Raw genomic sequence first — 13,374 nt, 5'->3', positions numbered from 1 at the left:
GCCCCTTCAAGGCCCAGCCCCGACGGCAATGGCAACGGTACGGCGCCGTTGCGCTGGGTCACATCAAGGAAGTTGACGCCAATCACCTCCTGCTCCAGCCAGATTTCACCCGGCCCCGGCTCACGCGCCGGGACTTGCTCGATGTTCATCACCTCAGGTGCGCCGGTGTGTGCGATACGAACGACAGAAACCATTGCCTGACTCCTTCATTTCAGCGCAGCCCGTCTGCGCGATGTGCAGGGAGTATCAGCATTCGATTTCCAGCGAACAATATAGCCTTATTGCAGTTCATTACTGCACACAGTGCAGCAGTCCGAAACCCTCGGCAACAGGGCCACAGCAAGGGCCAGGCTGATCAGTGCCACGGCGACGGCAAACGTTATCCGCATGCCGCTGGCGACGGCTGCGGGAGACGCGCTGGTGATGTCTGTCGTCGCCGAGGCAAGCGCAAACACCGCGCCCATCACCGAAGCTCCGGTGATCAGGCCGAGATTGCGTGACAGGCTGAGCATGCCGGAAATCACGCCGCGCTGGTCCGGGCGGATGTCGGTCATGATCGCGGTGTTGTTGGCCGCCTGAAACAACGCGTAGCCGGCCGTGATCACCGCGATGGGGGCGAGGTAACCGAGGAGGCCGAACCCCGCTGGCATCATTGATAAAGCACTCGCGCCGAGCGCCATTGTCGCGAGCCCGAGACGGGTCATGCGCCGAGTGCCAAAACGGTCCACCAGGCGACCGGCCGGCACGCCGGTCAATGCAGCCACCAACGGGCCGACCGACAAGGCGAAACCGACAAGTGCGGTGCCGAGGCCAAGCGCACCCGAGAGATAAAACGGCCCGACCACCAGCGTCGCCATCATCACCGTCGAAACGAGCGCGCTCATGGCCAGGCTGGCGCTCAATCCCGGTTGGCGGAACAGCGCTAATTTGATCAATGGCGATGCAACCGTGGCCTCAACGAAGATGAAAAGCCCAACGCCGAAAACAGCCGCCAGCAGCAGCGCGATATTGAGCGGACCAAAATCACCGCGCCCGATCGTCATGGCCAGCGCATACGCCGCGAGCGTCAGCGCCAGCAGCAACGTGCCGGCCTTGTCGAACCCCACCCGCTCCGCTTTCGCCCGCTGAACATCCGCCGGCAAATAGCGATAGGCGAGCCAGATATTCAGCACACCCAGCGGCACGTTGATCAGAAAAATCGCCTGCCAGCCAACGCCGGCAATCAACATCCCACCGAGCGACGGCCCCAACGTGGTGCCGATCGCCGACATCGTTCCGAGCAACCCCATGGCGCTGCCGGTCTGCGCTTTCGGCACCGTCTCACCGACAAACGCCACGGTCAGCGCCAGCATGATCGCCGCCCCAAGCCCCTGCACTGCCCGGGCGCCGACCAGCCACCCAAGCGACGGCGCGACACCGCAGGCCAGCGATGACAGGGTAAAAATGCCGATGCCCGCCAGCAGCAAGCGCCGACGGCCTACCATGTCGCCGAGCCGTCCGACGCTGACGATCAGCGTGGTGATCGCCAGCAGGTACGCCAGAACGATCCACTGCACGTGTTGGAAAGAAGCATCGAACGCCTCGGCCAATGTCGGCAAGCCGGCATTGGCGATGCTGGTGTCGAGTGAAGGCATCAACATCGACAGCGAAAGGCTGGCAAGCGCCCAGCGCACCGAACCTGATTGAGTGATGGATTTCATTGTCTGGCCACGTCTGAAAGGTAGATCAGCAGCGTATGCCCGTGCGTGACAAGGCGGAAGGCGCAGCATTTGCACTTGATAGATGCGTTTGACGCCATGTCAGCCCCGCGCCGTGCTAACGTTGCGGCATGACCACTCCCGATCTCAATCTGCTGATTACCCTGGACGTGCTGCTCGCCGAAGGCAGCGTCGCCCGCGCCGCCCAACGACTGCGGCTGAGCCCGTCGGCCATGAGTCGGGCGCTTGCACGATTGCGCGAAACGACGGGCGACCCGCTGCTGGTCCGGGCCGGACGCGGCTTGGTGCCAACGCCCCGGGCGCTGGAACTGCGCGAGCACGTCAGTCGATTGGTGCAAGACGCCGAGGCGGTTTTGCGCCCCGCCGAACAGCTCGACCTCAAGCAACTGGTTCGAACATTCACGCTGCGCACCAGTGACGGCTTCGTCGAAAACTTCGGCCCGGCGCTGATCGCCCGCGCCGGTGAGCAAGCCCCCGGCGTGCGTTTGCACTTTGTGCAGAAGCTGAGCAAGGACAGCGCCGCACTTCGCGACGGTTCCGTCGATCTGGAAACCGGTGTGGTCGGCGGCACGACCAGCCCGGAAGTGCGCACCCGCGCGCTGTTCGAGGACCGTTTCATCGGCGTCGTGCGCACGGGGCATCCGCTGAGCCAAGGCGAGGTCAGCGCCTCCCGTTACGCCGCTGGCCGGCACATCCTGGTCTCACGGCGCGGGCTCGATAAGGGGCCGATGGATGAAGCATTGGAAGCGCTGGGACTGCAGCGGGAAATCGTCACCATCGTCGGCGGTTTCTCGGCCGCCCTGGCACTGGCTCGCGCTTCGGACCTGATCGCCACCGTGCCCGCCCGACACACCCGAAACCTGCGCACCGGCCTGCACAGTTTCGAGCTGCCGTTCGAGCTGCCGCCTATCACCATCTCGATGCTCTGGCATCCACGGATGGATGCCGACTCGGCGCATCGGTGGCTGCGTGATTGCCTTCGGGCGGTGTGCGCGCAACCTTAGGGGTTCGGACGTCGGCAAAGTCCTCGTCGACATACACTGAATCATGGACAACGATATCCAGATCAGCGGTTCGGCCTGGTTCACCACGGGCTGCCTCATTGAGTAATCCAGAATGAAGATAAGAAGAATCGTGACCGGCCACGACGAACAAGGGAATTCCGTGTTCGTTTCCGACGACTATGCCCCAAGGGCGCAATCCTTTGCCTCGATCCCGGGGCAAGCGATGGCACAGCTGTGGACCACTCCCGCCAATCCGGTACTCCTTGCACAGGAACGCGATCCCACGCTCGATTATGCGTCGCTGATTCCTCCTCAGGGTGGCACCAGCATCGCCGTGTTTGATTTCCCGCCTGACACCGTCATGCAGAATCTCGTCGATGGCGTTAAGGCTTTTGAAGAGCTGAGCGCCGCACTGCCGGGCCTGATCGAAACGTTCGAGCCGGAAAATCCGGGCATGCACACCACCGCCACCATTGATTACGGAATCATTCTGGAGGGAGAGATGTGGCTGGAGCTGGATAACGGGCAGAGCCGTCTGGTAAAGGCAGGCGAGATCGTTATTCAGAACGGCACCCGGCACGCCTGGCGGAACAAAAGCGAGCGGATAGCCCGAGCACTTTTTGTGATGATCGGCACATCGCGTCCAGAAAAAACCTGATGGGTAACCGAAAAGGGCAACCAGAGGAAGCAGGTGGTGTTGATGCTCAGCCAGACGCCAGTGGGCTCAAGGTTTTACGCCTGAACTGAGCGTTTAATCTGATGCTTGGTACGTGTCCAGACACGCACTCGTTGTAGCAGCCGCCGAACGCAGGCTTCGCCAGCTGCTACAGATCACATACGACCTTCAACAGGCATCTCCCCTCAAACCTTCCTTTTCTGAAGCCCCTTCAACCGCACACTCGCCCGCTGCGCCGCCGCCATTTTTTCCGGGCGCTTCATCCGTTTCCATTTTCTAATGTCATCCTTGGTGCGACCACAACTGACACACAGTTCACCACTGAGCTGGCAAACGGAAATACACGGATTTTCGATATCCTTGGCCACGTTTCAACCCCGCGTCGAGCGCTTGGGCGCCAAGCGTTGCTGCCAGTTGCCGCCATTGGCGCGCTGACATTGCTCCTCAGAATCAAACTGCACATGGGCCGCGACCGGGCTGACGAGAACGTCCGCTTCATTTAATGCCAAGGCCGTCAGTTCAACCATGCGCTCGCCCTGCCCGCTCGCCAGCGCCTGATCCTTATGGGCCTGCGTATCGAAGACCCAGATCACCCGCAGGCTGGATGGAAAGGCGTCGTAATCGATTTCGTGGGTCAACCAGCAAAACCCGACTATTTCTGCTTTGGCTGTTTCGCACGCCTCGGTCAGGGTGGCGACCAGGCGACGTTCGATGTGTGCCTGATCGCGTTTGCTTAAAGACATCGGGTGGATCCTTGGGTGGCGGTCAACGGAAAAGGCCCAGCATACCTTTTGATCGGCTCCATCTCGACGGCTCAGATAAAAGACTATCCCTATCACCCCCCAATACTCCACCTATTAGCTGACTGCTTTATAGGCGTCTACCCTTACTGGAGCGCTGGCGTCAGCCGGCCGGTTGAGACCTGAGAAGAGATACGAATGAGTCAGAAAGCGTACTAGGCTTGCCGTGGGCCACCGTGCTGGCAACTCGATTGCCGCTATCCGGATTTCCCGTGTGACCACGACGATCAATTGATCGCACGGCTACAGCCTATGTCATTGATTCCGCTCGTCGCTATTGCGTGCCCAACCCCGGGCCGGATAGCCGGATGAACACGACCAAAGGTAGCGCATACATGGCAAATGAATCGAAATGCCCGTTCAAACACGCCGCCGCTGGCGGTGGCACGACGAACCGCGATTGGTGGCCGAACCAACTGAATCTTAGGATCCTGCACCAGCACTCGCCCCTGTCCGACCCCATGGACGAGGGCTTCAACTACACCGAAGCGTTCAAAAAACTGGACTTTGCGGCGGTCAAGCAAGATCTGCATGCGCTTATGACTGATTCGCAAGACTGGTGGCCTGCGGACTTCGGTCACTATGGGCCACTGTTTATTCGCATGGCCTGGCACGCCGCCGGCACATACCGCGTCGGTGACGGTCGTGGCGGTGCCGGCTCCGGTCAGCAGCGCTTCGCACCGCTCAACAGCTGGCCGGACAACGTCAGCCTCGACAAGGCGCGGCGGCTGCTTTGGCCGATCAAGCAAAAGTATGGCAAAAACATCTCCTGGGCCGACCTGATCGTCCTCACCGGCAACGTCGCGCTGGAGTCCATGGGCTTCAAGACCTTTGGTTTTTCCGGCGGCCGGCCAGACGTCTGGGAACCGGATGAAGATGTCTACTGGGGCACCGAAAGCACGTGGCTGGGCGGTGACGTCCGCTACGGCAAAGACACAGAAGCCATGCAAGCACCCGGCGAACGCAACCTGGAGAACCCGCTCGCCGCCGTGCAAATGGGCCTGATCTACGTCAACCCGGAAGGCCCGGAAGGCAACCCGGACCCGGTCGCTGCGGCGATAGACATCCGCGAAACCTTCGGGCGCATGGCGATGAATGACGAAGAAACCGTGGCGCTGATCGCCGGCGGCCACGCCTTCGGTAAAACCCACGGTGCCGGCCCTGCCGACAACGTCGGTGCCGAACCCGAAGCCGCTGGCCTCGAACAGCAAGGCCTGGGCTGGAAAAGCGCTTTCGGCAGCGGTAAAGGTGGCGACACCATCACCAGCGGCCTGGAAGTGACCTGGACCACCACACCCACGAAGTGGAGCAACAACTACCTGGAAAACCTGTTCGGCTTCGAGTGGGAACTGACCAAGAGCCCGGCGGGTGCCAACCAGTGGACGGCGAAAGGCGGTGCCGGCGCGGGCATCATTCCGGATGCTCACGACCCGTCCAAGCGGCGTAACCCAACCATGCTGACCACGGACCTGTCCCTGCGATTCGACCCGATCTATGAACCGATTTCGCGGCGCTTCCTCGCCAATCCGGACCAGTTGGCCGACGCCTTCGCCCGCGCCTGGTTCAAACTGATCCACCGCGACATGGGCCCCCTCTCCCGCTACCTCGGCCCGGAAATGCCCAACGAAGTACTCCTGTGGCAAGACCCGATCCCGCCGGTCGACCATGCCTTGGTCAACGACAGCGACATCGCCGCACTCAAGGGCAAGCTCCTGGCCAGCGGCCTGACCGTCTCGCAACTGGTGTCGACCGCCTGGGCAGCGGCCTCCACCTTCCGCGGCTCCGACAAACGCGGCGGCGCCAACGGCGGACGCCTGCGCCTGGCCCCGCAGAAATCCTGGCAGGCCAACCAGCCTGAGCAACTGGCGAGCGTGTTGGCGAAACTCGAAAGCATCCAGAACGAGTTCAACAGCGCGCAAACCGGCGGCAAGAAAATCTCCCTGGCCGACCTGATCGTGCTGGCCGGTTGTGCCGGCGTCGAACAAGCGGCAAAAAATGCCGGCCATACCATCACGGTGCCTTTCACACCGGGACGCATGGACGCCTCGCAAGAGCAAACGGACGTTGAATCCTTCGGCTACCTCGAACCCGCCGCCGATGGCTTCCGCAACTACCTCAAAACCCGCTATCGCGTACCGGCCGAGGCACTGCTGATCGACAAGGCGCAACTGCTGACCCTCACCGCGCCGGAAATGACCGTGCTCATTGGTGGCCTGCGCGTGCTGAACACCAACGTCGGCCAAACCCAACACGGCGTGTTCACGAAACAACCGGGAGCGTTGACCAACGACTTCTTCAAAAACCTGCTCGACATGGGCGTGGAATGGAAACCGGTCTCTGAGGCCAATGAAAAGTTCGAGGGACGCGACCGCAAAACCGGCGACCTCAAATGGACGGGGACGCGTGTTGATCTGGTGTTTGGCTCGAATGCACAGCTGAGGGCGTTGGCTGAGGTTTATGCCAGCAACGACGCGAAGGAGAAGTTTGTGAAAGACTTCGTGGCAGCCTGGGTCAAGGTGATGAATCTGGATCGGTTTGACCTGAGGTGATGCAAGCGCTCAATCCAGCGTGAAAAAAGCCCACTGACCGTTACTGGTTCAGTGGGCTTTTTATTGCTTGGGCCCCCAGGTTCAAACCCAGTGGAACCGAATCACTAGCGATATAGGTTTTTCCCAACTAGGGTTCTCAATAGCGCATCACCGACGTGGCGAACCGAAGGAGCCAGATCAATTGATGAGGTCTTTTTGTGTCGCGGTCGCATTCGTAGCGCCCATCGTGTTGTCCACCACAGTCACGGCTGAAGTACTTGCGCATAAGACAGCGCTCGCTTTTGTTGCTCAAACCCATGTCGGTGACAGCCTGCCAACACTGGCCCTGTTGGCGGCAAAGCAAACACAAACCTTTGCAATGCTCATTGAAAAGTTAGGGAGTGAAAAAGCACACAGTGCCGTATCGAGCGAAATTGACGCGCTACTTCCGCAGTACCAGCCGAAATGGAATCAAAATCTTGCTGCGGCTTATGAGAAGTCTTTTACTGAAGAAGAGCTGTTGTCACTCACGTCTGAAGGCCAGGCATCCAAATACGCTGGCAAAGTGCTGGAGCGGCGAACTGACATCGGCAGAGACATGCAGTCCAGCTCTACCCCGATACTGATTGCCCTTGTATCCGAGGCACTTAAGGCGGCCTATTCCAAGCATATTCGTTGAAGCGGTCTTGATTCCCCGTGCTATCAGCTTGTCCGAAGAAAACCAACGCCTCCCAGTGTGGAGGCGTTGTGCTTTTTGCTGATCGCAGGACGAGACTAAACGGGAGAGATCGTGGCCAGCGCGCCAATCAAAATGGTCAACACCAGAAATCCACCCAGGAAAATTGCCATCTTGCCCATGGGGCCTCCTACGCTATGAGTTTGCGGTGCAGCGGTTGGCGTAACTGCTGACCGTGCTGTCATTGTGAGCCGCGGGCTGATCCCATTACAGATGCAGATAACCAAGAAAAATACGGATCAGATCCGAGACATCAATCCACAATGAACAACTTCGCACCGCTAGTGGTAAACGAGCGGTGCCCCTCGGCATCGTTGCCCACCTGATAGCTCATTCCGGCAGTCAGCGTGAACTGGCGGCCATCTTCCAGTTCTGTGTGTAACTCGCCTTCCAGGCACAACAGGATATGACCTCTCCAACACCAGTGATCGGCCAGATATCCGGGGCTGTATTCAACCATCCGCACACGCGTCGAACCAAACTGGCATGTCCGCCAGTAGGCCATGCCCGTCTGGCCAGCATGTTCGACCGGTTCGATCTTCGACCAATCGGTAGTCCCAAAGGGGATGGCGGTAAGGTCCATTATTGCCTCATCAACGTGGAGTGAGTACGGACCCTATCAATCGGGCCACGCTGCCGATAGACACAGATAGCCCACATTTACGGAATACAGGACCAAGCGTAAATCCTGAAAACCAGTTATCCCGTCCGCCACCCTGGTGCGGTAGTAATAGCGATCTAAAGCAGATCCTCCAACTTGTCATATTTGTAATATTGGCTGTAATTCAGGACATCTCGCGGCGTCACCTTTTCCGGGAAAGGGCTGTACATCGGATCATCGATCCGGTGGAATTTGAAAGTATCTGGGGCGGCTCCGTCAGGTACGTAAGCGGCGGTGGGATGCTTCGCTTGCCATGCAGCCCAGAGTCGGTCGACATTGCAATGATGCAGAAAGAACACCGGGTCGTTTGGCGAAGACGACAACCCCATGTCACCGCCGACCCACACATGGACGTTGTTGTGAATGCGTTCTTTGCCAGTCCATCCCTCGATGTAGTTGCGCGCACCACCGGTGGATTGCGCCGCGTCGTAGGGCACTTTGTCATACACGGTATTTTCCTGGATGACCTTGCGTACATTGGCTCGGCTGGGCAGCGCCCCACCTCCCCCCAGATAACGCACCAGGGGGCGGTTTACCCGGCCCAGTTCCATGGTGCGGCCGTCACCCATCAGTCGTACCCGCCACTTCCCGTCCACGAACTGTCCAAGGTACTGATTCGACCAGATGACTGATGTCCTGGGGTCCTGAAGTTCCGCGTCAGTGTTCCAGTCCCAGTACGGAATTCGAAAGTGTGGGTCGTTTACCGCTTTGCGAAGCAACGATTCCAGCCGCACGAGAAAGTAGCGATGCCACGGCAAAAATGATGGGCCTCCATGCGCAGCATTCCTGGCCATCTGCCCGGCAGGCGTTGAAATCATCATGGCCCGGTGGTGCCAGGCCACCAAGGAGTCATAAATCGAGAGATTGGCCTGCCCAGGCCAGGGATTCAGCGCAGGATCCTTGAGCAGCTTCACCCCTTCGACGTATTTCTGAAGCGCCGCGAGATCTTTGACAGCGTTAGACCTGATCATGATGTGCTCCGTGATCATGGTGGACGGGATGGTCGGAGTGCTCTTCCCCGTCGCCATCGCTCTTGGCGAAAGACTCGGGATAGGCATCGATTACCGCTGTCATCAAATCGAGAGCCGATCCGTAAGAAACGAATGGAGTGGCGTGCGTATGGACCTGCCCAGCATCGTCCACAAACAGATGCGCCTGGACCGGGGTCCCATCCACCTCCACCTGGTAGGTGGTCACGATCCGGACAACGTGCCCTTTGTGATTAATCTCGCGAACCGTCCTGGCCTCATGGCCTGCATGCGGGTCCACGTACTCGGGAAACTGCTCCTTGATCCACGCAGGGTGCATTTTGTCAGGATCAGTGATGGATATCTCGGCGAGAGCAGCTATGTCGGGCGGGCTCAACAGCACGTTGGCTTCGGTAGCTGAGGGTTCAGGGCTGGAGACATTTTTCCTTGTCATGATTCCTCCTGGAGTGTGCCCCCGGACGATTGCCCGGACTGGCTGGAGAAAGTGTAGTTGGTGATGGGTAGAGATGCTGTTGAAGCCAGAATAATGGGACCGGATTCATCTCTCCTGGGGGGGGGGGCGGACATTCAGTTTGAACACGGCTGCCAGTCCTCTGATCCCTTGTCAGGAAAGAATGATCCGAAAGACCAGTGGTGAGCCTTGACTTCATGGCTACCAGTTATATGCCTGGACTGGTTAAGCACAGGCAGCTGGTGATCGTAGATACCGTCCTGAACCTCATCTACTCCTGCGGATCAATCTGACCCAACAGTATATTGACGTCAAAAAACAGAAGTCGCGCGATTACAGCTGAGGGGTTGGGCGTGAAATATAGACCTATGATTTATATAGACTTTTAAAAAAGTCGGAATTGGTAGCGCAGAGTTATCTAGAGGCTTCTATTATTTCGTTACCGCCGAATTCGGCCCAATCATTGTTATGCGTCAACGACAACGCAAGCCCTTGATCAATAATTATGGGAGGGTAACATGTCGACAAAAAAAATAACTGCCTTACTCGTGCTGGCTTTTAGCTTTTTCGGAGTGACGAGTTGTGCCAACATAAGAAATTATTCAGAAGTCTCAAGCGAAAGAAATAATAGCATTGTTCCTGATATTGACTATTATGACCTCGCATACAATGTAGATATTATTGTGCTTCCTGCAGAAATAAAAGCCAAAGAAAATGCAGATACAGACAACAACTTTTCAGGTGAATTACAAGTTTCAAACTGGGGAAACTCCATCAAGAATGCGACCCAAAAAGAAATTCATAACAGTGATCGCTTTATCGAATTTGGAAAATACAGCGGCCGCATTGAAATAAGTACAGAAATATCTTCAGTATCTATAAGCAACGCCCGAGGCGGGACTCGATCGAAATGCAATGTTGTTTACACATATAAAGATTTAGCGGCAGGAAAATTGCTCTCCCGGCATGACAGTGCCATTGAATTAATAGCACCACCCTCTGCCATACCCAAAACCAGTAATAGCTTTTCTTACAGCCTTGATCAACTGACATACGCTATTGCTCGCGAGGCGATTTCTGGCCTCATTCGATTGTCGCCTGTTGCCGATATCCAGCTAACGCAGAAGCAAGTGAAATTTTATAATTCAAATATCAAAAGAAAACCCAACCAAATTATTAGCTATGTGCCGATCGACACTCTTATTCACAAGAACAAAAAAGAACTAAACTCTGCTTTTTCAATGGCTAAGAAAACGCAAAAAAATGGTAATAAGTCGACAAAGAAAAACAAACCAAAAGTTAAAGTAGACACCGTCTCCGCTCCCGCCGCCCGCCCTCTGGAATCTAATAAAGCTAGCGACACACCCACCGCAAACACCGTGACATCGAGTGACCACCCTGTCAGTCAGAACTCAAGCCAGGCTGCGACTGAAAATAAGAAAGACGATAGTAATTCAAGCGAAATAGCTAGTTCATCGGAGCGCTTGAAGGATGGGGCCATTAAAAACGATGAGCCCAATGATGACAGCAGTGGATATATAGCCACCCCGGAAAACCATCAACCTCAAATCGATGTATCGGCAGAGCAAGAAAGAGCACTGGATGAATGCTTGAAAAAGGAAAAAGAAAAGTTACAGAGCGCGACTGACAATGCCGCTTCACGTAACGGATATACAACCGTGTCGGGACTCTATCAACCTCAAAACAAGATATTAGCAGTGCAAGAAAGAGCAATGGATGAATGTTTGAAGAAGGCAAAGGCAAAGTTACGGTGAGCGACTGGCAATGCTGCTTCACGTACCGGATATACAGTCGCGCCGGGACGGCAGCAGAAGAAATCGCGCAGGCGTTAAGCCAAGCCAAAATACCCGGGCTGCACGCCGTCAAAAAGATAAAGCCGAAGGACTTCGAAGATGATCTTGAAGGGCAACAAGGCATCATTTTCTTCAAGGATTTCTGGCGCCGAGGAAACGAGACCTTCGGCAATCGCAGCGGCGATCATATCGATCTATGGAACGGGCGTAGACTCACGGACTGGATGAGCTACCCTCGTATTCAGTTGGGGTTTTCCATTGAGGGCAGCTTCTCCGACTACCGCGAGTCGAAGGAAATATGGTTTTGGAAGGTCATATGAAAATTGTTAAAGGGGCATTGTTCGTCATCCTTGTTGTTGCCCTGGCCGTTGGGGCGTTTAATTTGATATTCGTGGCAGTGTCTGGCTACTTTGGGCCGTTCTACGAGAGTGAGGCAGACCAAAGTCGGAACTTTGCAATTTGGCTTTTGGGTAATGCGGGGGTTGGGTTGCTTTCGGTTGTCATGGGTGTCGTTTTGTATCGGCGATATCTGCGACACGCGAACACCACGAACACGTAGGAGCGGAGGCTGCAATCTTTTGATCTTTCAATCTTAAAAACACAAAAGCCCCGCCCCACATAAATGGGACAGGGCTTTTTACTACACAACACGCTGAACCAACGCCCCCAAGCCGCGCCAGGGGATATGGCTGTAGTGGAAGAAGCTTCAATCTCTGAGCAAGGACGTTTCGTTCGATTACTTTGTGAGCCCCGACCCGACTATCCCGAATGGCGTACCTCATTTCGTGAGGAAGGGCTGACCTACGAATTGCTTGCTAAATCCAACGCTTACAATGGCCTAGCCCTAATCGGTAAAAAATTCTCAATGCCCAACCGTTACTACCACGAAATCTGGCTATGCCCTGACGAAGACGGCCAGCAACTCCCCTCCTGCATCTCCCTCGGCCCATCCGGTGATGCCGCCAGAAACCTCAACGAGTCCGGCAGTGAATGCATATGGATTTTCTGGGCTACTTCCCACATTGAAGCAATGCAGATTTACTACGACTTTCTGGACTTCGGAACGTATCGAACCGAGTTTCCAGAGGACTCGGAGCCCTACCCGGACGCGTGGATAGCGGAGCAGCACGCCTATCTGTCAGCGCTCAAGAACGGACAAGGTTGATTGGTTATCTCAAGGATCGAGGACAGGGAATGAGCATTTTCAATCGCATCAAGACCTTCGTAAGGCGCGACCAAGAGGAGCAAATCGTCGGTTACTCCATACCGGAATTGAAGTCAGTTTTTATCGTCCCGTTACGACACCTCACTCGGCCTCTGACCGATTATCCGCAGGCGGTGTCTTTGGAGGGTTTCGGTGTCTCGGCCTATTACTCTGCGTTACTAATCGACCATGAATACGCTCATAAATTTTCGACACTCGTCGAATCGAATTTCAGATTCGAGGCTGAAAAGCCATTCAACGACCATCCCGTAAAGCGCTACTCAGACATCCGGAAAAACGAACACCTGATCTATTTCAAATCCAGTGGAGAGTTTAACGCCACAACGATTCGGATGGTTACCAACAGCGTCGTTTTTCTGAACGTCATTCAGGATGAAAAATTGGCCGTTCCGCCGCCCTGGGTAGCGTTCGAGGGATACAACCCTTCCTGGTGGGGAGGCGATATGCAAGGCGCTCAGGGTTACTACAACGACAACTACTTCCTCCCCTTCTTCACTCAGCTGAGTGATTCAGAAAAGCAGGAGTACTACGCAAGGTTTGAGGCTACGGATGAATGGATAAAAAGCCTGGAATTGATGTACGACGATGAGTGAAGCCGTCCTATCCAGGTCTGCTCCGCAGCCCAACGGGGGCAAGCCCCCTCGCCACAAAAAACGCGCCAAACTCAGGTGTTGCGCTACCTGCCAGAGCTGAATCCCATGTCTAGTCCTGAAATAGGTTTACACCTGTTTCACCCCAACGCCCGATGCACCGCATCGGGCGTTTTGTATTT

The 13,374-nt window shown here is 56.1% G+C and carries 15 protein-coding genes and 1 pseudogene; 9 read left to right on the top strand and 7 right to left on the bottom strand.

All coding sequences use genetic code 11. The features are described 5' to 3' along the window. Together ACCC96_RS29905 and ACCC96_RS29900 are read right to left on the bottom strand one after the other, a co-directional pair. Positions 1-194, bottom strand: a pseudogene (locus ACCC96_RS29905) (quinone oxidoreductase); the annotation flags it as partial. Between the two features lie 84 nt (positions 195-278). After that, positions 279-1,700, bottom strand: a complete 1,422-nt coding sequence (locus tag ACCC96_RS29900) for an MFS transporter (RefSeq protein WP_413697705.1) — start codon at positions 1,698-1,700, stop codon at positions 279-281. Between the two features lie 128 nt (positions 1,701-1,828). On the opposite strand from ACCC96_RS29900, the gene ACCC96_RS29895 reads away from it, so the two are divergent. Further along, positions 1,829-2,722, top strand: coding sequence for a LysR family transcriptional regulator (locus ACCC96_RS29895; protein WP_413697704.1), 894 nt, complete (start codon positions 1,829-1,831; stop codon positions 2,720-2,722). 112 nt (positions 2,723-2,834) lie between these two features. After that, on the top strand, positions 2,835-3,380 hold the full coding sequence (locus ACCC96_RS29890; protein WP_413697703.1) for a cupin domain-containing protein: 546 nt from the start codon (positions 2,835-2,837) through the stop codon (positions 3,378-3,380). Positions 3,381-3,583: 203 nt separating this feature from the next. Here the strand turns inward: ACCC96_RS29890 and ACCC96_RS29885 are convergent, their stop codons facing one another. Both ACCC96_RS29885 and ACCC96_RS29880 read right to left on the bottom strand, forming a co-directional pair. After that, on the bottom strand, positions 3,584-3,766 hold the full coding sequence (locus ACCC96_RS29885) for a DUF1289 domain-containing protein (protein ID WP_081628231.1): 183 nt from the start codon (positions 3,764-3,766) through the stop codon (positions 3,584-3,586). 3 nt (positions 3,767-3,769) lie between these two features. After that, positions 3,770-4,141, bottom strand: coding sequence for a hypothetical protein (locus ACCC96_RS29880; protein WP_413697702.1), 372 nt, complete (start codon positions 4,139-4,141; stop codon positions 3,770-3,772). Positions 4,142-4,506: 365 nt separating this feature from the next. Between ACCC96_RS29880 and katG the strand changes: the two genes are divergently transcribed. Both katG and ACCC96_RS29870 read left to right on the top strand, forming a co-directional pair. Next, positions 4,507-6,747, top strand: coding sequence for a catalase/peroxidase HPI (katG, locus tag ACCC96_RS29875; protein ID WP_413697701.1), 2,241 nt, complete (start codon positions 4,507-4,509; stop codon positions 6,745-6,747). 226 nt (positions 6,748-6,973) lie between these two features. Continuing rightward, a complete protein-coding gene (locus ACCC96_RS29870) occupies positions 6,974-7,405 on the top strand; it encodes a hypothetical protein (protein ID WP_413697700.1) in 432 nt (143 codons plus the stop codon). Between the two features lie 310 nt (positions 7,406-7,715). Here the strand turns inward: ACCC96_RS29870 and ACCC96_RS29865 are convergent, their stop codons facing one another. The 3 genes from ACCC96_RS29865 to ACCC96_RS29855 form a co-directional block, all read right to left on the bottom strand. Beyond that, positions 7,716-8,045 carry a DHCW motif cupin fold protein gene (locus ACCC96_RS29865; RefSeq protein WP_018928161.1) on the bottom strand — a complete coding sequence of 110 codons (330 nt, stop codon included), beginning with the start codon at positions 8,043-8,045 and terminating at the stop codon, positions 7,716-7,718. A 155-nt stretch (positions 8,046-8,200) separates the two neighbouring features. Further along, positions 8,201-9,094, bottom strand: a complete 894-nt coding sequence (locus ACCC96_RS29860) for a tyrosinase family protein (RefSeq protein ID WP_413697699.1) — start codon at positions 9,092-9,094, stop codon at positions 8,201-8,203. Continuing rightward, complete coding sequence (locus tag ACCC96_RS29855; RefSeq protein ID WP_413697698.1) at positions 9,081-9,545, bottom strand: hypothetical protein; 465 nt, start codon at positions 9,543-9,545, stop codon at positions 9,081-9,083. Before ACCC96_RS29855 ends, ACCC96_RS29860 begins: the two co-directional genes overlap by 14 nt. A gap of 536 nt (positions 9,546-10,081) precedes the next feature. Here ACCC96_RS29855 and ACCC96_RS29850 point away from each other — a divergent pair. The 5 genes from ACCC96_RS29850 to ACCC96_RS29830 all read left to right on the top strand — a co-directional run bounded on the left by ACCC96_RS29850 (position 10,082) and on the right by ACCC96_RS29830 (position 13,195). Then, positions 10,082-11,338, top strand: coding sequence for a hypothetical protein (locus ACCC96_RS29850; RefSeq protein ID WP_413697697.1), 1,257 nt, complete (start codon positions 10,082-10,084; stop codon positions 11,336-11,338). Further along, entirely contained in the window at positions 11,305-11,697 is a 393-nt protein-coding gene (locus ACCC96_RS29845) for a T6SS effector amidase Tae4 family protein (protein ID WP_413697696.1), read from the top strand. Before ACCC96_RS29850 ends, ACCC96_RS29845 begins: the two co-directional genes overlap by 34 nt. Continuing rightward, the gene (locus ACCC96_RS29840) at positions 11,694-11,936 is read left to right on the top strand and encodes a hypothetical protein (RefSeq protein WP_413697695.1); all 243 of its coding nucleotides are present in this window, start codon (positions 11,694-11,696) and stop codon (positions 11,934-11,936) included. The genes ACCC96_RS29845 and ACCC96_RS29840 overlap by 4 nt, the downstream gene beginning before the upstream one ends. Positions 11,937-12,071: 135 nt before the next feature. Further along, the gene (locus ACCC96_RS29835; protein ID WP_218187022.1) at positions 12,072-12,542 is read left to right on the top strand and encodes a hypothetical protein; all 471 of its coding nucleotides are present in this window, start codon (positions 12,072-12,074) and stop codon (positions 12,540-12,542) included. Between the two features lie 29 nt (positions 12,543-12,571). Further along, on the top strand, positions 12,572-13,195 hold the full coding sequence (locus ACCC96_RS29830; RefSeq protein ID WP_019649435.1) for a hypothetical protein: 624 nt from the start codon (positions 12,572-12,574) through the stop codon (positions 13,193-13,195). The last annotated feature ends 179 nt before the right edge of the window (positions 13,196-13,374 follow it).

The sequence above is a fragment of the Pseudomonas sp. Pseusp11 genome (assembly GCF_047304405.1).
Classification (GTDB): domain Bacteria; phylum Pseudomonadota; class Gammaproteobacteria; order Pseudomonadales; family Pseudomonadaceae; genus Aquipseudomonas.
Note: the sequence above shows the minus strand (reverse complement) of the source record. Positions and strands in the feature narration are given on the sequence as shown.

Excerpts from the sequence above, each read along its gene's own strand:
- ACCC96_RS29880 (WP_413697702.1), bottom strand. The coding sequence starts at position 4,141 with ATGTCTTTAAGCAAACGCGATCAGGCACACATCGAACGTCGCCTGGTC.
- ACCC96_RS29855 (WP_413697698.1), bottom strand. The coding sequence starts at position 9,545 with ATGACAAGGAAAAATGTCTCCAGCCCTGAACCCTCAGCTACCGAAGCC.
- ACCC96_RS29830 (WP_019649435.1), top strand. The coding sequence starts at position 12,572 with ATGAGCATTTTCAATCGCATCAAGACCTTCGTAAGGCGCGACCAAGAG.
- ACCC96_RS29895 (WP_413697704.1), top strand. The coding sequence starts at position 1,829 with ATGACCACTCCCGATCTCAATCTGCTGATTACCCTGGACGTGCTGCTC.
- ACCC96_RS29865 (WP_018928161.1), bottom strand. The coding sequence starts at position 8,045 with ATGGACCTTACCGCCATCCCCTTTGGGACTACCGATTGGTCGAAGATC.
- ACCC96_RS29840 (WP_413697695.1), top strand. The coding sequence starts at position 11,694 with ATGAAAATTGTTAAAGGGGCATTGTTCGTCATCCTTGTTGTTGCCCTG.
- ACCC96_RS29890 (WP_413697703.1), top strand. The coding sequence starts at position 2,835 with ATGAAGATAAGAAGAATCGTGACCGGCCACGACGAACAAGGGAATTCC.
- ACCC96_RS29850 (WP_413697697.1), top strand. The coding sequence starts at position 10,082 with ATGTCGACAAAAAAAATAACTGCCTTACTCGTGCTGGCTTTTAGCTTT.
- ACCC96_RS29860 (WP_413697699.1), bottom strand. The coding sequence starts at position 9,094 with ATGATCAGGTCTAACGCTGTCAAAGATCTCGCGGCGCTTCAGAAATAC.
- ACCC96_RS29845 (WP_413697696.1), top strand. The coding sequence starts at position 11,305 with ATGTTTGAAGAAGGCAAAGGCAAAGTTACGGTGAGCGACTGGCAATGC.
- ACCC96_RS29900 (WP_413697705.1), bottom strand. The coding sequence starts at position 1,700 with ATGAAATCCATCACTCAATCAGGTTCGGTGCGCTGGGCGCTTGCCAGC.
- katG (WP_413697701.1), top strand. The coding sequence starts at position 4,507 with ATGAACACGACCAAAGGTAGCGCATACATGGCAAATGAATCGAAATGC.